Annotated in this window: 21 protein-coding genes; 17 read left to right on the forward strand and 4 right to left on the reverse strand. The window is 43.8% G+C overall.

All coding sequences use genetic code 11. From position 1 onward, the window contains the following. Positions 1-11 precede the first annotated feature (11 nt). The 8 genes from MKY95_RS16320 (at position 12) to MKY95_RS16355 (ending at position 11,650) form a co-directional block, all read left to right on the forward strand. Positions 12-4,469 (forward strand): carbohydrate binding domain-containing protein, encoded by a 4,458-nt coding sequence (locus MKY95_RS16320; RefSeq protein ID WP_339199851.1) that lies wholly within the window; start codon positions 12-14, stop codon positions 4,467-4,469. 135 nt (positions 4,470-4,604) lie between these two features. Further along, positions 4,605-4,733, forward strand: a complete 129-nt coding sequence (locus tag MKY95_RS16325) for a DUF6254 family protein (protein ID WP_219845137.1) — start codon at positions 4,605-4,607, stop codon at positions 4,731-4,733. A gap of 559 nt (positions 4,734-5,292) precedes the next feature. Then, positions 5,293-6,471, forward strand: coding sequence for an IS110 family transposase (locus tag MKY95_RS16330; protein WP_076320423.1), 1,179 nt, complete (start codon positions 5,293-5,295; stop codon positions 6,469-6,471). A 165-nt stretch (positions 6,472-6,636) separates the two neighbouring features. After that, the gene (locus MKY95_RS16335; protein WP_017688352.1) at positions 6,637-7,935 is read left to right on the forward strand and encodes an NCS2 family permease; all 1,299 of its coding nucleotides are present in this window, start codon (positions 6,637-6,639) and stop codon (positions 7,933-7,935) included. Between the two features lie 164 nt (positions 7,936-8,099). Then, positions 8,100-9,077 carry an alpha/beta hydrolase gene (locus tag MKY95_RS16340; protein ID WP_101313828.1) on the forward strand — a complete coding sequence of 326 codons (978 nt, stop codon included), beginning with the start codon at positions 8,100-8,102 and terminating at the stop codon, positions 9,075-9,077. 141 nt (positions 9,078-9,218) lie between these two features. Then, positions 9,219-9,983, forward strand: coding sequence for a MerR family transcriptional regulator (locus MKY95_RS16345; RefSeq protein ID WP_339199854.1), 765 nt, complete (start codon positions 9,219-9,221; stop codon positions 9,981-9,983). A gap of 13 nt (positions 9,984-9,996) precedes the next feature. Next, on the forward strand, positions 9,997-10,641 hold the full coding sequence (locus MKY95_RS16350; protein WP_036615614.1) for a GNAT family N-acetyltransferase: 645 nt from the start codon (positions 9,997-9,999) through the stop codon (positions 10,639-10,641). Further along, the gene (locus tag MKY95_RS16355; protein WP_036615612.1) at positions 10,634-11,650 is read left to right on the forward strand and encodes a CocE/NonD family hydrolase; all 1,017 of its coding nucleotides are present in this window, start codon (positions 10,634-10,636) and stop codon (positions 11,648-11,650) included. Before MKY95_RS16350 ends, MKY95_RS16355 begins: the two co-directional genes overlap by 8 nt. A 110-nt stretch (positions 11,651-11,760) precedes the next feature. On the opposite strand, the gene MKY95_RS16360 is transcribed toward MKY95_RS16355, so the two are convergent. Next, positions 11,761-13,113, reverse strand: coding sequence for an MATE family efflux transporter (locus MKY95_RS16360; RefSeq protein WP_036615611.1), 1,353 nt, complete (start codon positions 13,111-13,113; stop codon positions 11,761-11,763). Between the two features lie 136 nt (positions 13,114-13,249). Between MKY95_RS16360 and MKY95_RS16365 the strand changes: the two genes are divergently transcribed. Beyond that, positions 13,250-13,933 carry a TetR/AcrR family transcriptional regulator C-terminal domain-containing protein gene (locus MKY95_RS16365; protein ID WP_036615609.1) on the forward strand — a complete coding sequence of 228 codons (684 nt, stop codon included), beginning with the start codon at positions 13,250-13,252 and terminating at the stop codon, positions 13,931-13,933. A gap of 46 nt (positions 13,934-13,979) precedes the next feature. Here the strand turns inward: MKY95_RS16365 and MKY95_RS16370 are convergent, their stop codons facing one another. After that, a complete protein-coding gene (locus MKY95_RS16370) occupies positions 13,980-14,867 on the reverse strand; it encodes a LysR family transcriptional regulator (protein WP_036671323.1) in 888 nt (295 codons plus the stop codon). A 157-nt stretch (positions 14,868-15,024) separates the two neighbouring features. On the opposite strand from MKY95_RS16370, the gene MKY95_RS16375 reads away from it, so the two are divergent. Both MKY95_RS16375 and MKY95_RS16380 read left to right on the forward strand, forming a co-directional pair. Then, positions 15,025-15,192: a hypothetical protein gene (locus tag MKY95_RS16375; RefSeq protein ID WP_339199858.1), complete on the forward strand. Its 168-nt coding sequence runs from the start codon at positions 15,025-15,027 to the stop codon at positions 15,190-15,192. Next, positions 15,182-16,360 (forward strand): MFS transporter, encoded by a 1,179-nt coding sequence (locus MKY95_RS16380; protein ID WP_339199860.1) that lies wholly within the window; start codon positions 15,182-15,184, stop codon positions 16,358-16,360. The genes MKY95_RS16375 and MKY95_RS16380 overlap by 11 nt, the downstream gene beginning before the upstream one ends. 29 nt (positions 16,361-16,389) lie before the next feature. Here MKY95_RS16380 and MKY95_RS16385 read toward each other — a convergent pair whose 3' ends face one another. Together MKY95_RS16385 and MKY95_RS16390 are read right to left on the reverse strand one after the other, a co-directional pair. Next, a complete protein-coding gene (locus tag MKY95_RS16385; RefSeq protein WP_036615598.1) occupies positions 16,390-16,791 on the reverse strand; it encodes an extradiol dioxygenase in 402 nt (133 codons plus the stop codon). Positions 16,792-16,991: 200 nt separating this feature from the next. Then, positions 16,992-17,651, reverse strand: a complete 660-nt coding sequence (locus MKY95_RS16390) for a metalloregulator ArsR/SmtB family transcription factor (protein ID WP_036671328.1) — start codon at positions 17,649-17,651, stop codon at positions 16,992-16,994. Between the two features lie 166 nt (positions 17,652-17,817). Between MKY95_RS16390 and MKY95_RS16395 the strand changes: the two genes are divergently transcribed. From MKY95_RS16395 to MKY95_RS16420, 6 genes are all read left to right on the forward strand, one after another. Beyond that, a complete protein-coding gene (locus MKY95_RS16395) occupies positions 17,818-19,176 on the forward strand; it encodes an MFS transporter (RefSeq protein ID WP_076253134.1) in 1,359 nt (452 codons plus the stop codon). 349 nt (positions 19,177-19,525) lie between these two features. Beyond that, complete coding sequence (locus MKY95_RS16400) at positions 19,526-19,885, forward strand: iron-sulfur cluster assembly accessory protein (protein ID WP_017688344.1); 360 nt, start codon at positions 19,526-19,528, stop codon at positions 19,883-19,885. A gap of 23 nt (positions 19,886-19,908) precedes the next feature. Next, on the forward strand, positions 19,909-20,196 hold the full coding sequence (locus MKY95_RS16405) for a hypothetical protein (RefSeq protein WP_076327548.1): 288 nt from the start codon (positions 19,909-19,911) through the stop codon (positions 20,194-20,196). Between the two features lie 123 nt (positions 20,197-20,319). Beyond that, positions 20,320-21,759, forward strand: a complete 1,440-nt coding sequence (locus MKY95_RS16410; RefSeq protein WP_339199863.1) for an MFS transporter — start codon at positions 20,320-20,322, stop codon at positions 21,757-21,759. Positions 21,760-21,829: 70 nt separating this feature from the next. Continuing rightward, a complete protein-coding gene (locus MKY95_RS16415) occupies positions 21,830-23,053 on the forward strand; it encodes a macrolide family glycosyltransferase (RefSeq protein ID WP_339199865.1) in 1,224 nt (407 codons plus the stop codon). Positions 23,054-23,191: 138 nt separating this feature from the next. Next, positions 23,192-24,421, forward strand: coding sequence for a multidrug effflux MFS transporter (locus MKY95_RS16420; protein ID WP_339199867.1), 1,230 nt, complete (start codon positions 23,192-23,194; stop codon positions 24,419-24,421). Positions 24,422-24,505 lie beyond the last annotated feature (84 nt).

A 24,505-nucleotide genomic window follows, 5' to 3' on the forward strand; every position in this document is an offset into this window, starting at 1 on the left:
GAGGAAGAAGGATGAGAAAAGGACTGGCATGTATGGTGGCATGGAGTTTAATGGCTTCTCTCGTTTATCCAGCAACTGCTGGAGCAGAAAGTGTACAGAGTCAAGCGGAGGTGGGAAATGTGCAGGCGAAAAGCCTGCACTTCTCTGTTCCCTATACAGACCTGACCGGGCATTGGTCACAATCTGCAGTTACACGCTTGCAAGACTTGAATTTATTGAAAGGTTATACGGACGGTACGTTCAAGCCCAGTCAGGTCATTAGCCGAGCTGAATTCGTCATGATTCTGGATCGGGCCTTTGGTTTCACCAGTAATGCGGCGACTGGTTCATATGCGGATATGACTTCAGACGATTGGTACTATGACGTGATGGTACGAGCGAATGGTTCTGGCATCATCGAAGGGACAGACCGTGAACATCTGTCACCACAACAACCGATTACACGCCAAGATGCAGCGGTTATGGTAGATCGAGCTTTTCAACTTTCAGCCGCTACAAATGAAGATAGTGAACAATTGAAATTTCAGGATGCAGATGATATTTCCGGTTATGCAAAGAAAGCGCTTACCTATCTGGTGAACGAAAATATTCTTAAAGGTTTCCAAGGCAAATTAAATCCCAAAGCCCCGATTACACGAGCGGAGACGGCAGAGTTACTGTCAGCGATGATTGCAGATGTAAAAAGCACTCCTGAAACATATGAGTCCCGGGTAGATGGCAACTTGATTATTAAATCGACGGATGTCACGTTGAAAAATATGATTGTTAATGGAAATCTGCTGCTGGCAGAAGGCATAGGCGAGGGATCTGTTGTTCTTCAGGGCGTAACTGTTACAGGAAGTGTCATCATTAAAGGCGGAGGCAGTCATTCCATCAACATTAACAACTCCAAGCTGAAGCGAGTAGTCGTTGACAAACGTGGGGAACCCGTCAGAATTGCCATTACGGAAGAAAGCAACATTCAGGAGATGCATGTAAAGCAGAAATCCATTCTGGAGATCTCTTCAAACAGCCTGATTGATTCCATGAATATTCATGCAGAAGCGAGTCAGACTCGAATGGATACCAAAGGTACGATTCAAAAATTGAGTGTAGATGCCGATGATGTTGTGATCAACGGAGAGAAAGTAAAACAAGGATTGCGCACATCCATGGTGGGTGAAGCACAACAACCTGCTTCATCGCAGCCTGGTGGTTCAACAAATGTGACAAGTACACCCACACCATCTTCTCCAGACGGGCAATCACCGTCTACACCATCAACACCAAGCAATCCTGCGGGCGAAAAACCGGTTCCAGCAACAACGATTCCGCATGATCAATGGGAGCTGGTCTGGAATGATGAGTTTAACGGGCCTTCGATTGATGCTTCCAAATGGACCGTGCAGGATACAGGACTCGTTTATAACAATGAAATGCAATATTATAGCCCCGATAACACTCGCATTACAAAAGATCAGAATCGAAGCGTGTTGCAGATTGAAGCAAAAAAGGGTCCGAAAAACGGTAAAGATTACAGCTCTGGCAAACTGATCTCCATGGGAAAAGGCGACTGGACCTACGGTAAAGTAGTTGTACGTGCGAAGCTTCCTATTGATAAAGGCATGTGGCCTGCCATATGGATGATGCCAACAGATGAAGCACATTATGGTGGATGGCCTGCCTCTGGAGAAATCGATATTATGGAGCTAATTGGTGGCAAAGAGAGTAATAACAAGGTATATAGCACATTGCATTATGACAGTGTGAAGCCTGACGGCTCCCATGGACATGATCAGGGAAGTCTTACTCTTCCGAAGGGAGAAACTTTCGCTGACGATTATCACGATTTCCAGGTGGAATGGTTGCCGGGTATGATTCGTTTCTATGTGGATGGAAAGCTGCATCATGAAGTGACCAACTGGCAAACGAAGGCCGCCGGCCAACCCGAGTATTATACGTTCCCTGCACCATTTGATCGTCCATTCTATCTGATTCTGAATCTGGCAGTTGGAGGAGACTGGCCGGGTTCACCTGAAAGCAACTTCACTTCCGAAAAGATGAATGTTGATTTTGTACGAGTATATTCTTACAAAAATCTAGACACATGGCCTGATGTAACAACAAATCCCATCGAGCCTGCGCAACAGCGTGACCCACAAACCGATGGCAATCAAATCTACAATGATCGTTTTTCGGAAGGGTCTGCAGACAATGGAGTGCCTCTTCAGTGGAAATTCATCACAAATGCTGATGGAGCTGGCAGTGTCAAAGTTGTAACGGATGAGCAGAAAGGGAAGGCAGCAGAAGTTACCATTGATGCATCGGGTACTGAAAACTACTCGGTTCAACTCACTCAGATGCCGATGTACATCAAGAAAAACAAAAAGTACAAGATACAATTTGATGCGAAAGCATCTGCTAACCGTACGATCATGTCCAAACTGAACCAATTTGAAAAAAGTTGGACCAATTATTCGGGTGATAACACCTTTGCACTCACGACAGATTGGCAATCCTATGACTATACCTTCAATATGCGGGATGGAACGGATAACAATGCCAGATTCGAATTTAATCTGGGGTTGGATGATACAACCGTTTGGTTTGCCAATGTCAGACTGATCGAGGTGGGTGAAGCTGATCCGTTAACTGTCGAACGAAACGCGCTACCTGATGGCAACTTTATTTACAATGGCACATTCGATCAAGGCAAGGAGCGTCTTGGATTCTGGTCAAGCAGCATTCAGGACAGTGCGGCAGCCAATATAAGTGTAAATAACTTTTCGAAATTCCCGATTATGGAGCGTCAACTGGTTGTTGAGGTTACTCAAACGAATAATGACCCACAACAAGTTTCGGTGAACCAACCGGATTTGAAACTGGAAGCGAATACAACGTATGGTTTCTCCTTAGATGCCAAGGCAGACACACCGCGAAGTATCGACATTGATGTTGTCAGCAGTAATGGGCATACGGTACAGGTTCATCAAGGGCAAAACCTCTCCTTGAACCAAGAAATGAAAACATTCACTGGTGAAATCATCATTGGAGATGGAGCATCAATCGCACAATCCGAGCTAAGAATGTTATTCGGCAGTTCTGAAGGTAAGGTATATGTGGACAATGTTCGTCTGACGAAACGCGGAAAACCTCTGTCAGTGAATGGCTACGCACATGTTCCTGCAACCGAAGCCTGGATGATGCAGGGCTTACAACTGGAGGACTCCGTAGAAGGAGGAAAACATGTCAGTTACATGGATCAGGGAGATCTGCTGCAATATAAAATCGATGTAGCTCACGACGGAGTATATGTTCTGTCTGCCCGAATGGCCAGTGGAAAAAGTGATTCCAAGGTTCAGTTCAGCATCCAGGATGAACAAGGTACAACCGTTGCACAATCAGACCTGAGTCTCGGAGACACGGGTGGATGGCAAGCATATCAAACGGTGTATTTCCCAGGGGTCAACTTGACAGCAGGCAAACCCTATTATGTGAATTTTGAAGGAGCAGATTATAATACACGTTGGGTGGATATTTCACAAAACAAAATTCAGAACAGTGAGCTAACAGCTGATCTGAATCATTGGGAGCTAATTCCTAATGATCTGACAGCCTCACATGACGAGGGCGCAGGATTAACGATTAAATTGCCTGGTACAAGTGAACATTGGTGGGATGCTTTGTTACAACAAGGTCAGATCAAACTGGATGCAAACAAAACGTACCGACTTACCTTCGAGGCATTTGCTTCAAGTCCTAAATCCATGCAAGCGGTTCTTTCTCAGAATGCAGGGGATTTTGTGAAGTATTTTGAAGAAGAAGTGGAATTAACCGCGGATCAAAAGTCATATAGTTACACCTTCACTATGGGGGATAGCTCCGATTCGGCAGCTATGCTTGCATTTGGATTAGGATATCCGCTCTCTACAGGTGAACACTCGATTCACATCAATAACGTCCAATTATATGAAGTGAATCCGAATGCAGATCAAGGAGGTCAGCCTGCTCATGTTAATCTTATTCCTAATGGAGACTTCTCCAAAGGTAAGGAAGGTTGGTTTACCCATGCGGACGGTAATGCAGCGGACCTTGAGATGCAAGTTAGCAATCAACAGCTTCAAGCCAAGATTGGTCATGCAGGACAGCATCCATGGGATCGTCAAGTCATCAATGAAGGATTTGGCATACAGCAAGGTTTTAAATATAAATTAACGTTTAAAGCCAAAGCGGAGAAGTCCAGGAAATTGGGTTTGGGGATTGGATGGGTCGATGCAGCTGCCAACTATGAATGGCATGGGTTCTTTGGGGCACGAGTTGATTTGACCCCAGAAGAACAGGAGTTCACGTTTACATTTGATGCAACAGAAGACAGCTATGCGAATACTCGAATTTCATTTGATCTGGGTAACATTGATGGTGAGCAAGATGGCAACACAACCGTCTCATTATCCGAGGTCAGCTTGATTAATCTGGGTCCTGCCAATTAACTTCTGAATTCTCTATAATTTGTCTTATATGCTTGCCTAATTCTCTTATTACCTATACAAGCAGAATAAAGTTGTTCAGGAATGACATCATAAAGAAGTAGTATACATCTCAGTTTCCAGAGGAGGATATCTTGTATGGCTGACCAGAAGAAAAGAAAAGAAGCTGCCTGGAAGTCACGAAAGCAAGAACAGCATCCCCATGGCAAAATCAAATCGCTAAAAGAATTATCCAGCGAATATGAAGAGAAACCTACTACGAATTAAGCAAGAGACTGTCAGTGAACATTGCTGGCAGTCTTTTCTTCATATATCGCAGACATTGAGCGATACGTACTTACTCTATCCTAAAAACGAATGAACAAAAGAGATAATGTCTGTATAGTTCGTAAATAACTGTGAACAAATCGTTAATTCATTGACATTGCATGTAATTTTAATTAGAATACGAAATGGACTTCAGGTTGAAAACAGATATGAGTATCTTTATGTTTAGTTTAGAGCTTAGCTGTTGAATCTTTAAATCCTAACAACGAATATAGGAGCGACAATATTACAATCCTATATGAAGATTAGGATTTTCGTATTATCAGGTTAGCCAGTAATTACTGGTTGGCCTTTTTTTGTGGTCGTTTTACGATGGGGGAAGCCGGGAGAACGTGGCGGTTTTAGGGGCTAGGACCTCGTAACAAAAACAGTTCTCCCACGACCTCCAAAAGACCATGTTTGGGCTGGTAGGGGCAGTTGACCCCGTATAACAAGCGAAGCTATGGGTTTGGAACCATCGTGGAAAGGACCGGCGAAACGAAAGATAAGGAGTGAGGACATGGAACCTGTTGTTGGTGTAGATGTCGCTAAAGGTTCAAGTGTGATACAGGCGTTTCAAAAACGAAATGAGCCCGTTGGTAAAGCTATCGTCATTGAGCATGTTGCGAGTGGATTCGTACAATTTACGGAGGTGTTAGGGGCCCTTCAAGCCGAAACGGGTGTCGCTCCAGTGGTTGTTTTGGAGGCGACTGGGCATTACCATCGTGCCTTGGTGTCCTATCTGAATCGGAGTGGCTACACCTACTACATTGTGAATCCCTTGCAATCCAAGCGAGCGAAGGGAACGCAGTTACGCAAAGTTAAAACAGATGCTGCAGATGCTTGGCATCTGGCAGAGATGTACTATCGCGGCGACGTGAAGCCGCATCGAAATTGGGATGAGACGTTTACAGAGCTACAGCATTTGACTCGGCAGCATGAGTTTGTCACGGGAATCTTTGTGCAGGCGAAGCTGAACAGCAGAGCCTTGCTGGAGCAAGTTTTTCCGGCGTATGAGCAGATATTTTACAATGTGTTTTCAACAACATCATTGACGGTGCTGTCTCATTGTTTGGAGGGAAGTGTGACGAATTGGAATGAAGTCATTCAGGGTAATTCGGGACGATCCCATTCCAAGCGATGGGCCAATGAAAAAGCGAGAAAACTGGAGGAAGTACAGGATGAATGGAGAGAAATTCGGCGTAGCCCCGCTCAAAGCAAGGCACTGCTCGGAATGGTCTCTTTATTGTTGACGATGATTCGGCAACTGGAGGAACTCGAAAAACAAATGGAGGAACTCGCAGAAAATCTGCCTGAAGTCGAACTGGTGAGAAGTATCCCGGGAATTGGAACGAAACTGGCCGCAGCCATTGTAGCTGAACTAGGTGATGTGAAACAGTTTAGTGATGCGAAGCAACTTGTAGCGTTTGCGGGCCTTGACCCAGGGATTTTCAGTTCAGGAAAGTTCACAGCGACAAGTACACGAATTACGAAACGAGGCTCTAAAAGGCTCAGACGTTCACTATATTTAGCGGTGCAATGTGGAATGCGAAAGAATGCGAATGCAAGAATCCGTTCGTACTACGAGAAAAAAAGAAACGAGGGCAAGCCCTACAAGGTGGCCGTGATCGCCTGCGCAAACAAGCTGTTACATCACATTTTCGCCATCTTGCAGAAAGGCCAGCCCTACCAAGTGTAATCCATATTTAACCAAAACCTCCATACCCGTGGAGGTTATTCGTGTTGGTCGGAAAAAGTATACCACGAAAAGAGAACTCATCCAACCAGAAATGCTTGACAAACATTAGCTGGTTTTTGTTTTTAGCTTTGGAGTATAATTTGAAAGTTGGAGGCTGGCTTTACCATGGACAAATGGTTCAAACTTAAAGAACGAGGCACGACCATCCCCACAGAAATTATCGCAGGGGTTACAACATTTTTCACAATGGTATACATAGTTATCGTAAACCCAGGAATACTCAGCAGCACAGGCATGGACTTTAACGGAGTATTCATAGCAACGGTACTGGCAAGTATTGTGGGAACTCTGATTATGGGAATATGGTCCAATTATCCAATCGTCATCGCGCCGGGTATGGGGCTGAATGCATTCTTTGCCTATAGCGTAGTTGCCGGGTATGGCGTATCTTGGCAGGTTGCACTGGGAGCCGTATTTATAGCAGGGATTTTGTTTATTATTTTATCACTGACTTCATTCCGTTACATGTTGCTAGATGCAATTCCTGCTAGCTTAAAACATGCCATAACCGCAGGGATCGGATTGTTTATTACAACGGTAGGTTTGCAAAATGCCGGGATTATTGCCGATTCAGAATCGAATTTGATTACGATCGGAAACTTGGCTGAGCCAATGGCTTATCTGACCATTATCGGATTGATTATTACCGTTGTGCTGATGGCTTATAATGTGAAAGGTTACCTGTTCATCGGAATGGTGGTAACAGCGATACTTGCCTGGATCATGGGACTATTCCAAATGCCGGAATCGATTGTATCCATGCCGCAAGGCCTCGCGTCAACGGCTTTGCAACTGGATCTGGCAGGTGTATTCTCGAATGGTTTATATACAATCATATTTACCTTCTTGTTGATCACGCTGTTTGATACGACAGGCACGATGCTCGGCGTTGCTGAACAAGCAGGATTGCTTAAGGATGGTAAATTCCCACGCTCGCGTGGCGCATTATTGGCAGATGCCGTAGGAACAACCTCAGGTGCTTTGCTCGGAACAAGTCCAACATCGGCTTACATCGAATCCAGCACAGGGGTAGCTGCCGGAGGAAGAACGGGACTGACCGCTGTAACGGTAAGTGTGCTGCTTGCGCTGACTTTGTTCTTCACACCGATCGTAAGTGTAATATCAAGCATTCCGGCGATCACTTCTCCGGCACTGATCATTGTTGGATACTTTATGATTAACGTTATCAGCAAAATCAAATGGGATGATCTCGAAGAAGCATTTCCTGCCTTCCTGATTATCATCCTTACTCCATTGACGCATAGTATTGCGACAGGCATCGGCGTAGGTTTCATCTTTTATCCGGTACTCAAGCTGCTTCGTGGAAAAGGTAAAGATGTTCATCCAATCTTCTACATTTTTGCGGTATTGTTCTTCATTCAGCTTGTGTTCCTGGACCACTAAAACTGTCTTATCCTATGGAGAACTGCTCTCAACAAGCAGCTCTCTTTTTTTTGTAGTTCATACTCCGTTCATATTCCCGTCACGAAGGGGACATCTTTCATGGTTACACTATACCTATGTCGCAAGAGCGGCTCTACAGATATAAACGACAGGAGAAGATGGAAATGGCAGAAGCAGTGGATGTAACAACAACGGGGACTAAGGGCCGTAAAAAACGGTACTTATGGTTGAAAATAATAGGTGGTATTGTCGGCGCGCTGGTGCTGTTCATGGGCATCACGTTTGTCGTTCATACGATAAGTAATGGGGCCGAGAAAAAGAAAATCGAATCGTACGGCCAATATGTCAATATTGATGGGAAGAATATGAATGTATCCATTCAAGGTAGCGGCGAACAAACCATCGTGCTACTTCCCGGACAAGGAACACCGTCACCAGTACTTGATTTCAAATTGTTAATCGATGAATTAACTTCTGATTACAAAGTTGTGGCGATTGAGCCTTTCGGTTATGGGTTAAGCGACCAAACCGAAAAGGAGAGAACCACCGAGAATATTGTTAGTGAAATTCATGAAGCTGTACAGCAGCTCGGTATAGATCGTTATATTCTGATGGGGCATTCCATCACGGGACTGTACGCGGCGACTTATGTGAACACGTATCCGGATGAAGTCTCTGCTTTTGTCGGGATCGATAGCAGTGTTCCGAATCAACCTGGCATGGATGTTAAATTACCTTTGAACTTAATGAAATTCTTTCAAAAATCAGGCTTAATGAGAGTACTCAATAAAGTGAGTGGTGATTCATATGCATCACTTGACTATGATGAACATACCAAAGAACAGATGAAGTTGATTTCGAATCAAGTCTCGACAAATCCGACATTAGTAAATGAGCTTAAACATCTGGGTTCCAATTTCAAAAATGGAGAAAAACTCACGTATCCTAGTGATCTGCCAGTGCTTCTCTTTGTTCAATCCAATAACGAGAAAAACCCGCAGTGGATTCCGCTACATGAAGAACAAGCCAAACAATCCGCACAGGGTAAGATGATCCCAATGGAAGGTTCACATTACCTGCATCATACCAAATACAAAGAAATTGCTGAGGAATTCAAATCTTACATGAAACAAATCCAATAGGATGATTGATTAATAAACTGCGGTACCGAATCTGGTGCCGTGGTTTTTTTGTTATCAGGAGAGGCTAAAATAAAACTTGACCTTAGGTCAGACCTAAGGTTTATGCTTGTAATATGAAAAACAGCAAAGGTGGTGAATTGGTTGAGTGATGAAATTACGATTAGTGAGCTGGCAAAGCTGATGAAAGTCTCTGTACATCAAATTCGATACTTCGAAGAAAAAGGGGTGTTACACCCTGCTTATATAGCAGAAAACCAATACAGGATGTATGGGGTAGATGAAATTTACCGTCTATCTCATATTTTGTTGCTTCGCAAAATGGGACTGTCTGTTCAAATGATCAAGGAATGTTTGAGTAATCTGACAACCGTTCAAATCACATCATTATTTCGCCAAGCGTTGGCAGACACGGAAGAAGCCATCACTCAGCTTCAGCAAACAAAGCACCTTATCAGCAAGTTGTTGCATGAGCAAGAGCATATTCCGCTTGAGGATCAAGTGACTTATTATATTGTTACTCGTGAGGAGATTCACTTATCACTGTGGTTCCATATGGAAGCGCAAGGGTACTTGCAAGCAAGGCAACTGACCCAACATAAAGGAAACATTCCCAATTTATTTGAAGCCGACATCCATTATGCGTACGACGAGACGGACACCGTAGGAATTTATACACAAAAGGAGGGAGCAAACGATTTAGTTTTGCCTAGAGGAAAATACCTTTCTCGTCATGTATATGTACACATTGAAGCTGAACTCAAAGAACATATCAACGAATTTTATGCTTACGCAGAAGATCAGGGCTATCCCTATCACGGTCCACTTATTATGGTAGAGAAATCTTATTTATCTTTATTCACACCAGAAAAGCTTCATTATGAGCTATTGTTACAAATGATCGAGTAGGGGGAGGCACACAGTGACAACTTCCATTCAGATAGAACCCGTTTGTCCCCAGTTTCATCAAGCTGTTGCTGAACTCATGGCTTATGGTTTTGGACACAAATTTCAAAAGATCACTTCATTGTCCATAACTGATCTGGCTTATGTATTTGAACAGTTGCTCAATCATCCGCCCATAGAACAGAGTACTCTTCGAGTCATTGCTCGTGAAAATGAGGAGATTGTTGGCACCATGTGCTTGAAATGGAAGGAAGCAGATAACAGAGTAGCAATAACAAGCGTTCGTGCCAATCCTCATTGGTGGAGCCAGTGCAATAGAGTTGGCATGTGGAAACTGCTTCAGTTAATAACTGGTTTACATCTGCTGAAGCATACTCCTAAATTAGGCGAATGTTATGTGGAAGATCTGGTTGTACATCCACAGCACCAAGGCAAGGGAATTGGTACGCAGTTGCTTCAATGGGCACAGAAATATATGTTGCAATCCAAATCAATGTCATCTCTTAGCTTGCATGTGGCAAGTCAGAATCATCAAGCGATACAGTTATATGAACGCTATCAATTTCGCAAGCAGTATAGCACAAACAGCTTTCTGACCGGCCTGCTCTTAGGCGAAAACCAATGGCATTACATGATTTACAAAGGAGATAGTTATGTTTAATTGGAAAAAACGATACATCTCAGTTATTGTGGCAATCTTACTGATGGTTGGTGCAGGACTGTACATAGTCGATCAAAGTGATTTTGACATGGAGGAACAAACCATTGAAATTCAATCTCCACAGGGTAAGTTAACAGGTACGCTCACGTTACCCAGAAACCATTCAGGCAAGCTAGGTCTAGTACTGTTTATTCACGGTGACGGTCCGATAGACTCTACTCATGGTGAGGGATACAAACCGTTGTGGGAGCGACTGGCATCGATCGGGTATGCATCCTTGTCGCTAGATAAACGGGGAATCGGGGGTTCAGAGGGAAACTGGCTAGATCAAAGCATGGATGATCGTGTTGTGGAGGCACAGCAAGCTATTGCATGGGCGAAAGAACAATCCATCATTGATGATTCCAAAATAGGCGTATGGGGTGCCAGCCAAGCAGGCTGGGTGATTCCTAAGCTTGCTGGGAAAGAACATCTCGCCTTCAGTATCTTGGTATCACCAGCGATAAACTGGTTGGAACAGGGAGAATACAACACACGCAGCCAAATGGCGAAAGATGGTTATTCCACGGAGGAGATTCAAAATCAGGTCGATTATGAAAACCAGATTAAAGAGATTTTAAAGAAACATGGCACATATGAAGAGTACACCAAGATTGCTCGAGAGCATGATCTGATTTCCAAAGAACGCTGGAACTTCATAAAGAAAAATTTTGCTTCAGATGCCACGGCGGATTTGCATCATTTCAAAACCCCGGTACTCCTTCTGCTTGGAGAAGATGATGTGAATGTGGACATTGTTGATACAGAGCAAGCATACCGTAAAGGAATTCAGCCATCTTCCTTGCTCCATGTAAAAATCTTCTCTAATACAGAACATTCGATGTTACCAACCTCTATTGCAGGCTCGGAATGGAAACAATCACTACGATTTCTGTTTGCTCCGAGAAGCATTACAGTGGATGGGTATATGGATGAAATAGAACATATGTTGACCACTTCTTCCTTATAACAGACGGTTTACGATCTCTTCGTATCACCAGATAGATATTTGTCATTTCGAAATGAAAGAGCAGGGTCAGGGAGCGCCCTTATCCTGCCTTTTTGCGTGTTATACGTTAACTACTGTGCCAAATGTTCCAGATCCGGCTGCAATTTGGTCCGCAAAACATATAACATAATGGCCCCAACTAGGAACGCCACGGCATCCGCAATAACGAGCGACCAGATCACTCCATGAAAGCCATTCATTTGATTAGCGATATACAATATAGGAATTAGTGTAATCCCTTGAATTATGGACATAACAAACGCGGCGGTTCCTTGGGCTGTTGCTTGGAAGATCCCCATAAACAAAGAAGTCATTCCTGTAATAAACAAGGATAAGAAGGTTACATGCAGAATGTAGCTACCCATTTCAATTAATTGCGGGTCAGTCGTAAATAAACCAATCAAGTGGTCAGAGATTAGATAAACGATAACACCAAACAGGACGGCTAAGCCCAAAATAGCTTTGATCGTGAATCCAATCGTTTGTTTCATGCGTAATTTGTTCGCTGTGAATGAGAAGGCAATTAACGGCACAACTCCCTCGCACAAGCCCATCAGAATAAACTCAGGAAATTGCAATAAACGTGATGAGATTCCATACCCCGCAACGGCCTGATCCCCATATTCGACAAGAAAAAGGTTAAGAATAAGCGACATTGCACCCAAGAAGACACTCATAACAAAGACGGGAACACCGATTTTGAACACATTGCTCAGGATGTCCTTGGTCACCTTGAACCATTTCAGGGAGACGGTTAAGAATTGACTCTTATAACTCATATGGTAAGCGTAAAATGCACTCGCAACCAAGTTGGAGATGACAGTAGCAGATGCAACGCCAATTACGCCCCAATGGAAGACAAAAATGAATAGTGCATCAAGGATAATATTTATAACAACACTGAGAATCATACCGGTCATAGAAGTCATTGCTGAACCTTCTGAGCGCACGATATTCTCCAGGGTGAAGAATAAGATGACGAAGGGTGAACCCATAAGCATAATCGTGACATACTCTTTCGTAAATCCGAAGGACTCTGGCGTTGCCCCCAGCCCATGAACGATTGGTTCAATCAGCGGGAGCCCAACGGCCATCACAATAATTCCGAGAACTAAACTGCTGTAAAAGGCAAATGAAGATACATGCTTTAGATCATCTACTTTTTTCTCTCCCAGCAAACGGGAGATGAATGTGCCGCTGCCTATACCAATTAAATTACCAAGGGCCATGATGACCGCGAATAAAGGTAAAGTTAATGCGAGTGCGGTTAACATTGCCGTATTACCCAGTGTGCCAAGGAAATAGGCATTCAAGATGGAGTAAATAACACTCATTGACGTGCCTAGCATCATTGGGACAGCAAAATGAGCTACGGCTTTGGCGATTGGTGCTTTTTCAAAGTAATGGAGGTTTTCTGCATCCATGTGGGTCACTACTTTCTTCGTTAATATTGATCTAATCTAACACCGTTAGATTGAACCTTACAGTGTTAGATGTTATCATGAACTTATGAACCTGTAAAGCATAAACTTACACTGTTAGATAAAAGGGCGGATACTGATGAAAAAACAACAGCCTCAGATTTCGGAAGATAAGATTTTGGAAATTTCGTGGGAGCTTCTCGGGGAAGAGGGCATCGAGAAATTCAGCATGAGACGCTTGGCAGACAAGTTGGGGATTCAGGCTCCATCTCTATACTGGTACTTCAAGAGCAAGCAGACACTCTACCAGCGTCTGGCCAACCAGATATCGAAAATTATTCTGGACGAGTTTCATACTGAAGGGGACTGGAAGGAGCAGATGGAGGGGCTTGCGGTGACGGTACGGAGTGTGCTCAGCAGATACCCGTGCTCCACACAGCTCATGATGATGACGTTGCCCCATGAACCGGACATGATCCGCTTCACCAACCGCATGTTGCTCTGCATGGAATCAACACCGCTAGAGCAAGAGCAGAAATTACAGGCCGTTCTTACACTGGTCAACTATGTATTCTATTTCGTACTCGACGATTATCAGCATCAGCGCAATATCTCTGCTGTTATTAAGGACCAGGAAGCACTTCAGGGTGAAGAGATGATACATCTTCTGGATTCTATGAGTGAGAAGGAAGCTGGACTCTTTAGCAGGATGTATAAGAACGGTCTGTTTGAGGTGATGGGAACCGACAGAGCTTTCGAGTTCGGCTTGAAGCTTATTTTGCTCGGGATTGAACAAGTCATAAAGAAACCCACCGAGAATTAAACTCCGGTGGGTTTCTTCTTATACTAACGTTAATCCCTTTATCAGTCTAAAATTTAGCCTGAATTTCTTTTAAAAACAAATCCGCAGCAGTCGAAAAGACCTGATGTTTTTTCCAAACGATATTTAACCCAGATTCAAGTCTTGGCTCTAGAGGTCTGAAACAAAGATCGCTTTCACTGGACGTATTCACTATTTTATCAAGTGTTAATGCATAACCAATGCCTTCTTCAACCATAATGGCAGCATTATATGCAAGATTGTATGTAGTAACGACGTTTAATTTGTCAAAATCTTCGCCAAACCAATCCGCAAACTCATTTTTTGAAAATGTCTGCTTCATTGACTGTCGTGAACAGATCAGTGGAACATGTAATAAATCTGTAGATCGAATCGTATCTTTGGAGGCGAGTGGACTTTCTTTTCTCATGACCACTCCCCAAACATCCTTGTCGGAGAAATTGATATAGTTATATTTGGAGACATCCGCTGGCTGGATTAGAATACCGAAGTCAAGGAGTCCCTTGTCAAGCCGCTCAGTTACATCATCTTCGTTACCGCTGTATAGGTGATAGCGTATATCGGGATATTTATTCTGAACTTCTTTTGCCACTCTTGCAATCTGTTTCATGGCTTCCGTTTCTCCACCGCCAATATAAATATCTCCACTTATGGTTTCTTCCATGGATTCAAATTCTGCCTCTAATTTATCAACCATACCTACAATTTCTTCAGCTCTATTCCTTAAAAGCATACCTTCATCTGTGAGAATAATACTGTAACTACTGCGAATAAATAATTTCTTTCCCAACTCTTGTTCAAGGTCTTTCAATTGTCTGGACAAGGTGGGCTGCGTAACATGCAAGAAATCAGCAGCGCGTGTAATGCTTCCTTCTCTGGCGACCGTAAGAAAATAACGCAATACTCTAATCTCCATCGTAACTCCTCCTTTATCCCTTATATTCTACAATAAACCTTACAGAAATGCCTTTCAAGCATAACTTGTTATAAGATATGAGTATTTGCTATGTGGTGTATAAACGCTAAACTAAAAAGCAAGGCAACTGGAGAAGAAATTGAAAGGAATGAATGATATGGATAAGACAAAAGTATGGTTTATCAATGGCGCTGGTCGAGGTATGGGCACAACTATTGCTAAGGCGGCTGCTTTAACTGCTGATGCAGAGCAGAAAATTGCCAACCTTCAGACAGAGATCAATGCTTACCGGGATCTCTCTAAATCCATGGCATATGACAACTAAACGAAATCACCTGCTTGTATTCATTCTGACCTTTGGTGTATTCAGTATTTTAAATACGGAGATGGGCGTAATCGGAATCTTGCCTTTGATTGCAGAACATTACGAGGTCAGTATCTCAACCGCTGGTTTGATCGTGAGTCTTTTTGCGCTTGCGGTTGCTATATCTGGCCCCATTTTCCCCTTATTATTTTCGGGCATGAACCGCAAGCATGTCATGTTGTTTGTACTTGGCATTTTTATTGTGGGCAGCCTGGTCTCCGCCATCACATCAAACTTTACGGTATTGGTCATTGCACGTGTCGTTCCGGCTTTTTTCCATCCGGTCTATTGCTCATTGGCATTTACGGTCGCAGCGGCGTCAGTCCCCAAGGAAGAAGCGCCGAAGGCAGTGGCTAAAGTATTTGTAGGCGTGTCGGCAGGCATGGTACTTGGAGTACCCCTTTCGAGCTTGATTGCCACCAGCACATCGTTGTTCTATGCGATGTTGTTCTTTGCCGCCGTAACGATCGTTGCATTTGTAGCAACACTTCTTTTTGTGCCCTCAATGCCAGTTCCGAAAAGAATCTCTATGGGTACTCATCTGTATGTATTGAGAAGATCCGCGATGTGGCTATCCATTACTGGCGTGATTTTCATGAACGGAGCTGTATTTGGGGTCTATAGTTACCTTGCCGAGTTTCTGAAAACCGTGACAAGATATGACTGGAACACCGTCAGTGTGTTGCTATTTCTATATGGCTTGGCCAATATCGTTGGGAACATGATAGCAGGGAAACTGCTCGCTAATTTCCCTTTGAGAACGATCAAGATGTATCCCATTGCATTAATAACGGTATACATCTTGTTGTTCACCTTCGGACAATTTAGTGTGCCAACAGCCTTCCTTATTTTCATTTGGGGGATCATAGGAGGCATAGGAGGCAATATCACTCAATATTGGGTGGTATCGGCAGCACCAGAGGCACCCGAATTGTCGAATGGGATCTTTCTAACCTCTTCCAACCTGGGAACAACACTTGGTGCTAGTGTATGTGGACTAATCGTAACTGGAATAAGTACACAATATATTGTAGTTGGAGGAATCGTGTTCCTTATCTTTAGTATTGTAACGAATTACTTCAGAATCTCCATGACTGGCCCATTCGAGGGCTCCAAAGTTGAAGGATAAGAGGCGGATGTAGTGATAGCCGTTATACATTACCGTTTCGGCATTTTGCTCTCATCCATATACAGCAGGTTCCAGCGGTGACCGTCCAGGTCGGCAAATCCAGCGCCGTACATCCAGCCGTCTATTTCACCCGGCTTGCCAAAGATGGTTCCTCCAGCTAACTCGACTTTTTTAATAAAAGCATCAACTTCTTCTCTGCTGTCAGCACCAATGGAAAATATCACTTCTGCGCTATGGGAAGTATCTGCAGTTTTGGCACCCGTAAATTTCTCAAACGTTGCATCTGGAAACAGTAGAATCGTTGTTGAGCCTATGACAAGCTGGGCTCTCTCGTTGCCAACATTCTCCCCATGGAATCCAATCTCATTGAAAAAGGTAGTGGATTGCACAACATCTTTCACCGGCAGGTTCATCCAGATTTTTTGTGACATGGCAGTAGCCTCCTAGAGTATATTTTCGACACTCTTACTATACTCTACCTCAATTCAAAATTACATAATCGGGTACATACGATTATGTAAGCGTTAGAAATAACCGGTATAATGAAGGATGATTTAGAGAAATCCGAATCGTTCTAATCAGTTCAAAATCCAAACCAAAAGAGCAATCTCCAATGAGGTTGCTCTTTTGGTCATGGCTTATTATGCCTAACGGTGTATACGCAGTTTCTTCCTCCGGCTAGAATGTATTCTCCCCGTTCAATATGAACATTATCGCCTAGAACTGTTTTGAATAAATGTAACTCATTCTTGCATAACCCGGTACATACCGCGGCCGCTTCACAGATCGGACAATGCTTCTCAATGAATAGGAGACTGCCATCATCCTGCTCCTTAACCTCGGCCATATAACCTTCATTCGTACGAATTTCGGCCAATTTCTCCAATCTCTCTCTAACTCCTGATGAATCGCCAAGATGCTGAAGATATTGTTCTTGCATATTTTTATTTCGAACATCCAGCAGCTTGTCCAGCCCTTCAGTACCAAAAGCCTCTTTCATCGAATTGATGAGGCTGACGGATAGATCCGAATATCCACTTGGAAAAAAACGATTAGCCGCGGGAGTTAATATCCATAACTTGGTGGGACGACCCATGGGACGGGCCTCTTCCACAGTGGTGACCAATCCTTCTCCTTTTAGCGCATTCAGATGTTGACGAATAGCCATTCCGGATAACGAAAACTGAGAGGAGAGAGTGACAACATCCATTCCCCCGCGCTCTTTTAACAGATTAATAATTGCTCTCCGGGTACTGGTCGAGACATCCTTTTTAGTTTGATTTCCGCTCATGGTGCACCTCCTTGTGACGCAACTGAGTCTACATGACTAACTACATTTTAAACAAAAATGTTGACAAAGTCAAAGCCGGACTGTAGCTTAGACATTATAAACAAAAATGTTTACTAAGTATCCGGATACGATGTATACATACCAATTTTCTTGGAGGTCACATTTCATGTCGTCTAATCATCAAAGTATTTTCAGTCCGCGTTATTTTGCACTAACCATAGGGATTATTTTATCAGTGATGGCCGTTGGATTCGAAGGTCTATCCGTCACCACCATTGCTCCTTCGATTGCTGGAGACTTGAACGGCCTTAGCCTGTTCGGATGGATATTCAGTACCTATCTGCTTGCGCAGATTATCGGAACGCTGGTCGTCGGTCGAATCATTGATAAAAGAGGACCTGCAGCACCGTTCACTTTTGCACTTCTGTTGTTTATCGTAGGGCTGATCGCTGCCGCAACCGCAGGCGACATGTATACCATGATAGGATCACGGGCTCTACAGGGTTTGGGTGCCGGAGCTATGATGACTTGTGTGTATACAGCTATATCGTTAAGTTACCCGGATGAGTTACGTGCCAAAATTCTTGGAGCATTTGGTACTGCCTATGTTCTTCCGTCCATGCTCGGTCCATATGTAGCAGGAGTTATCGCAGATCAGTGGTCCTGGCGCTTTGTTTTCTGGGGGATCTTACCTGTGCTGGTGGTTTCAGCATTGCTTAGTTTACCTGCCTTCAGGAAATTGAAAGTGCAGAAGACGGGAGGGGATAGCGGATCTTCATCCACTTGGATGGCGTTACTCTTAACGTTGGGTACAGGGATTTTCCTGGTTGGTCTAAGTAGGCTTCCGAGCATTATGGGATTTGTTTTAGTCGTGATTGGCCTAGTTTTGATGATATTTCCTCTCCGTAAATTGCTACCGAAGGGAACACTTACGTTGCGCAGAGGAATGCCAGCTATTTTGGCAACACGTGGATTGTTCTTCGCTGCCTATACTAGTACACAGAATTTCTTGGTATTGGCTCTAATCGATGTGAAAGGAATTACACCTTCTCAGGCCGGATTAATTGTGGCGAGTGCTGCATTAAGTTGGTGTATCATTGCGTATCTGCAAGGACGGTGGGATGCGGCAGATCAGGGCAGTGGACGTCATATGAGAATTATTCTTGGCGTATTGTTACTTGCCATAGGGATTGCCATCGTATTTTGGGTACCTGTTGTGACCGTTACCATTGCAGTTATTGGTCAGATCATTGCAGGAGTTGGTATTGGATTGGCGCATCCAATTAGTGGTGTTGTCGCATTTTCCCAAACGGGGGAAGAAGGCGTGGGCCAAACCTCGGCAAATCTGCAATTTGCAGATTCTTTTACACCTGGTGTAGTGATCGGCATTGGTGGTTCCATTCTTGTCGTGTGTCAGGCTGGCGGTATGTCACTTCAATCCGGCTTAATTGTAGCCATGGGTTTCCATCTCTTGTTGATCGTCACGAGTATCATTGCCAGCACTCGGATCTCACCACGAAGATGAATAAGGAAGTGGGTGTACAGACCATTGCTCACTGAGGATCCGAATAAACTATTTACAGCTTATCGCATCATCGGAACGAAATGGACGATCCATATTTTATGTGCTCTGTCTCAAGGCCCGAAGAGATTTGGTGAAATATTCGATAACATTCCTTCCATTTCCGAAATGATCCTCTCCAGACGTTTAAAGGGTCTTCAACATGATCATTTGGTCAAAAGAACAATACGGACACGCCCTACACAAATTATTTATGAACTTACGCCAAAAGGAGCTGCTCTTGCAGCATTCATACCCTGTCTAATGGACTGGGATACCAAATTTCAAAATGATACCACCGGGAGGAATAAAGATGATCATTGAGGTCAGTGATACAGCATCGGACAAAATCGTTGAGATCTTATCAAGTGCGGATATCCAAAATGCCTTTCTTAGAGTAGGCGTTGATGAAGGGGGATGCAGTGGTTTATCTTATACCCTTATCGTGGATGAACAGCAGGCAGAAGAAGACATTGTGTTAAATAAAAAGCAATTTAAGATATTGGTTCACGCGAACAGTATTCCATATATTGATGGTCTTGAGATTGACTATGAAGAGAGCGGAATGTTAGGCGGATTCACCATGAATAATCCAAATGCCAAAGTTTCGTGTGGATGCGGGGCCAGTTTCAGAATGGCCAATTATCGTGGCGAAGTGAAAAAATGTGACTGAACTGAAGGAAGGAGTGCAGAGCAATGATCTCATTTGTAATATCTGACCAAGCAATCGATTCATTTAAGAATGAATGGGAATTGGAAGAGGACCAATATGTAAGGATTTACGCAAAATATGTCGGAGGAGGCTCCGATGCTTTTACAATTGGCATAAATGCGAGTGCTACACCGGTCGATCCCGCATTGGTTCAATCCATTGGAGGATTCCATTTCTTTGTTGAAAAAACAGATGCCTGGATCCTGGAGGATGAACTTCTCCAAATTGACTGTAATGAAGATGGCATATTTTCAAGCAAAATCTCCTATTGAACATGGGGGAACCCTATTCTAGACCATAATCTTACTTTTTAAACATTTAACTTTACAAAGTATAACACTTCATGTATATTCAGGGAGTAAAAAGGTTTATTTTACCATAACACCCATCAAATTATGGAGGTGTGGAAGACAAACAACAATCAGATTGGGATTTTTGATGCTCAGTACAGGGCGCCTACAATTGGGATTATGCTGGTTCTGGCAACCGTAGCTTTTGAAGGACTGGCTATCACAACGATTGCCGCGAAAATGGCACAAAGTTTAGAGGGTATTCATTTATACGGTTGGATTTTTAGCGCATTTTTGTTATCTCAGCTTATTGGAACTTTGGTTATGGGTCAGCAGATTGACAAGCGCGGCGTTTTTACATCCATGCTGATATCTTTTAGTGTTTTTGTGTTAGGAACTGTGTTCTCCGCTATTTCTTTCGATATGCACATGCTTATTGCCGGAAGAGCCCTTCAAGGTTTTGGAGCGGGAGCCCTGATCACATGTGTTTATACCTGTGTGACGTTACATTATCCAGATACACTTCGTACTCAAATCCTGGCCGCATTCTCTATGGCATTTGTCCTACCAACCTTAATCGGACCTTATGCAGCAGGCCTTATTGCTTCCTACATCTCGTGGCGATATGTTTTCTGGATCGTTTTACCCTTGATTGGAATAGCGTTGAGTCTCACATTCCGTTCTTTCCGTAATTTGCAGCTTCAGCAAGATCTGTCAGGTCCAGCGCGAGCAACCGACTCAAAGATTATGTATGCGATTCTGCTTGCGGTTGGAACGGGGCTGTTACTCACAGGACTTGGTATGATAACCGATTGGAAAGGCATAGTACTCACTTTGGCTGGATTAGTCATCATGATCCAACCAATGCGTAAATTGCTGCCAGTAGGGACTTTTTCGGTAAAAAAAGGATTGCCTGCTACTTTGGTATCGAGAGGGCTATATGTTGCTTGTTATTTTACAACGGAAAGTTTTGTGATCTTGGCGCTAACCGAAGTGAAGGGGTTATCAGCTGACCTTGCTGGCCTCATCGTAGCAGCAGGTTCTCTGAGCTGGTCCGCCGCAGCGTGGTTACAAGCCAAGCTTGATGCACGAGATCAAGGTCGTGCCCGAAAGGGTAGGGTCATGACGGGCATTGGGATTATGATCGTTGGAACTGCACTTGTGATCCTGGCTCTTATTTTGACGGACGGCGGGATTATACTCATCCTTCTCTCACAAATGATTACAGGGTTCGGTGTTGGATTGGCCAACCCTACAACAGCAGCCATTGCTTTACAACATGCCTTGCCCAGGAAAGAGGGAGAAATGTCTGCGAATCTGCAATTTGTGGATTCCTTCTATATGGGCGTAAGCATTGGAGTTGGTGGCGCTCTGATTGCCTTGTCCGAAACGTTACAGTGGGGCATATCGACAGGTGTTTTGATCGTGTTAACACTGCAATTATTATGGGTCTTGTTAAGTTTCTTGGCATCACTACGAATTACCAAACTCGTTCATCAAGAACATCATCCAATCAACCAAGTGAAGGATAACATCTCCATGTAACGGATGACGACCGCGTCGTTAAATACATCATGAAGAACGGGGGGACTAATTGCATCGGGAGGTGGGTAAGATGGCACGTGTATTAGTAGTCATTACTCCAGCTGAAGGACATGTGAATCCATCGTTAGGATTAGTTACTCAGTTGATAGACAATGGTGAGGAAGTCATCTATGTGTGCACGGAGGAGTACCGTTCCCGAATTGAACAAACCGGTGCCCAGATCATTACCTATCCGTTTCCACAAGATGCCTTCTCTCATGATCCGGTGTTGAAACCCCAAGAATACAAGCATTCTTATCAGTTCATTTATATGATGGTAAGCGGTATTATCCGGAGGATCATCCCCAATGTGCTACAGGTGATCGAGGATCAAAAGTTCGATTATATGATCTTTGATTCCCTGATGGGATGGGGAGGGACTATTCTTGCAGAAAAACTGGGAATTCCTGCGGTGTGCTCGATTGCGTCCTTTGCTTTTGTGGAGCCTCTGGGATCTAGCTCAGTTCTGAATGAGACGGAGACGAAGGAGCTTTATGAGGCTACGATGAAGATCACAACGGAGTTAGCTGAAGAGCTTCAAGTGAGTATTCCAGCCATGGAAGAGATTCCGGCACATACAGGTCAGTTAAAGCTCGTGTACACCAGCCGTTATTTTCAGCCGCAGGCAGAAAAGCTGGATGATCGTTTTATTTTCACGGGTCCTTCGATCATAACACGTCAAGATGCTCCGACCTTCTCGTTTGAGTTGCTTCGTGAACGGTACCCGCAAACCGTGTACATTGCTATGGGTACGATTCTAAATAAAAATTTGGATTTCTATCAGCTTTGCTTTGAAGCATTAGGGGACCTACCCGTGAATGTTGTTTTATCTTCAGGAAAGTACACGGACATGACGCCGCTGGCGGATCAAATACCTCCTAATTTTATCGTCAAGCCATACATTGCCCAGTTGGACATGCTGCAGCATACCGATGTGTTTATTACACATGCTGGAATGAACAGCACAAGTGAGGCGTTATATTACAACGTTCCAATGGTGATGATTCCATTAACATCGGATCAGCCTCTTGTCGCCAATCGGGTACAGGAGTTGGGCGCGGGTATTACTTTAAATAAACATAACCTCAGTGCAACTAATTTGAGAGAGGCATTAACAGAAGTGCTACACAATTCACTTTATAGACGGCAGGCTTACCTCATTGGTGAATCTTTAAGGCAGGCTGGCGGTTACACACGAGCTGCCGAAATGATCATGAGTCATATGGGTTCAGGCCGGGGGAGTTACACAATTTAAATGGTTTTCCATTCAAAGTCGCTTAATAAGCGGCTTTTTTTGGTTTTAATAGTCTTAAGACTTGACCTACAGTTAACTCTATGTCTTATACTCGATTAGGCTTGCAAATTATATAAGGAATTGGAGATTTTATTTATTATGGCGAAGAGCACGAATTGGAATGTTTTTGGACTGGCAATACTACTAGGTTTATTTTCTACATTAGGTCCATTTACGATTGATATGTATTTACCGGCTTTTCCGGAGATTGCACAAAATATGAATACAACGGCATCACTTGTACAATTTAGCCTTACTGCCTGTTTATTAGGACTTGGTGTAGGACAACTCGTTATGGGTCCTTTGAGTGACGCGTACGGTAGACGTAGACCATTGTTGATCTGTATGGCAGCCTACATTATTTGTTCCTTGGCATGTGCTTTTGCTCCGAATATCGGACTATTGATTTTGTTTCGTTTCACGCAAGGATTTGCGGCTTCAGCTGGAATTGTCATTTCCCGTGCGATAGCTAGAGATCTATACAGTGGACATGAACTCACTAAATTTTTCTCTTTGCTGTTGCTTGTAGGGAATTTGGGGCCTTTGGCAGCACCGATTGCGGGAAGTGGGGTTCTTTCCTTCACAACATGGATTGGCGTATTTATCTGCCTTTCATTCTTGGGGATTTTCTTATTAATCATGACAAAGTGGAGCTTAAAAGAAACACACCCCGTCGAAAGACGTATGGTTCCTGACTTCAAACAGCAATTGGGTAATTACAGAATGCTTCTGCGTGACCGCAAGTTTGTTGGTTACATGCTGGCACAGGGAATCATGACGGCAGGGGTCTTTGCTTATGTAGCAGGAACACCATTTATTTACCAAAATATCTATGGCGTCACACCCACTGTATTTGCTATATTATTTGCTTCGAACGGAATCAGCTTGATCATCGGATCTCAAATCGTGGGTCGATTGGCCAAACGTATCCCTGAGCAGACGCTGCTATTATCGGGACTATGGCTTGCTATAATAGCAAGTGTGGCTGCTTTGGTCGTAACCCTGGCTCATGGTCCACTTTTCGCATTGGTGATTCCATTGCTCTTCTTTGTATGCTCGATCGGCATTACGTCTACAGCGGCATTCCCACTTGCCATGGAGAGTCAAGCTAAGATGGCCGGAAGTGCAGCAGCACTGCTTGGAGTCGTTCCTTTTCTTCTGGGTGCACTGGTTGCTCCTCTGGTCGGCATCGCAGGTGAGGACACTGCCGTCCCGTTAGGACTCACTTTGTTAATGACCAGTATCATTGCCATTGTTACTTATTTCCTACTCGTTAAAAACGTCCCGCAGCATACACCTAATCATGCCCAGTCTAATGCTGACTTCTAGTATAGAAGGAACAGCTCGCCAAGCATTGGCGTGAGACATGAATGAATATGATTCCATTACAAGTCGCTAACACAGCGGCTTTTT

It is taken from the genome of Paenibacillus sp. FSL P4-0176 (assembly GCF_037975265.1).
Taxonomy (GTDB): Bacteria; Bacillota; Bacilli; order Paenibacillales; family Paenibacillaceae; genus Paenibacillus; species Paenibacillus amylolyticus.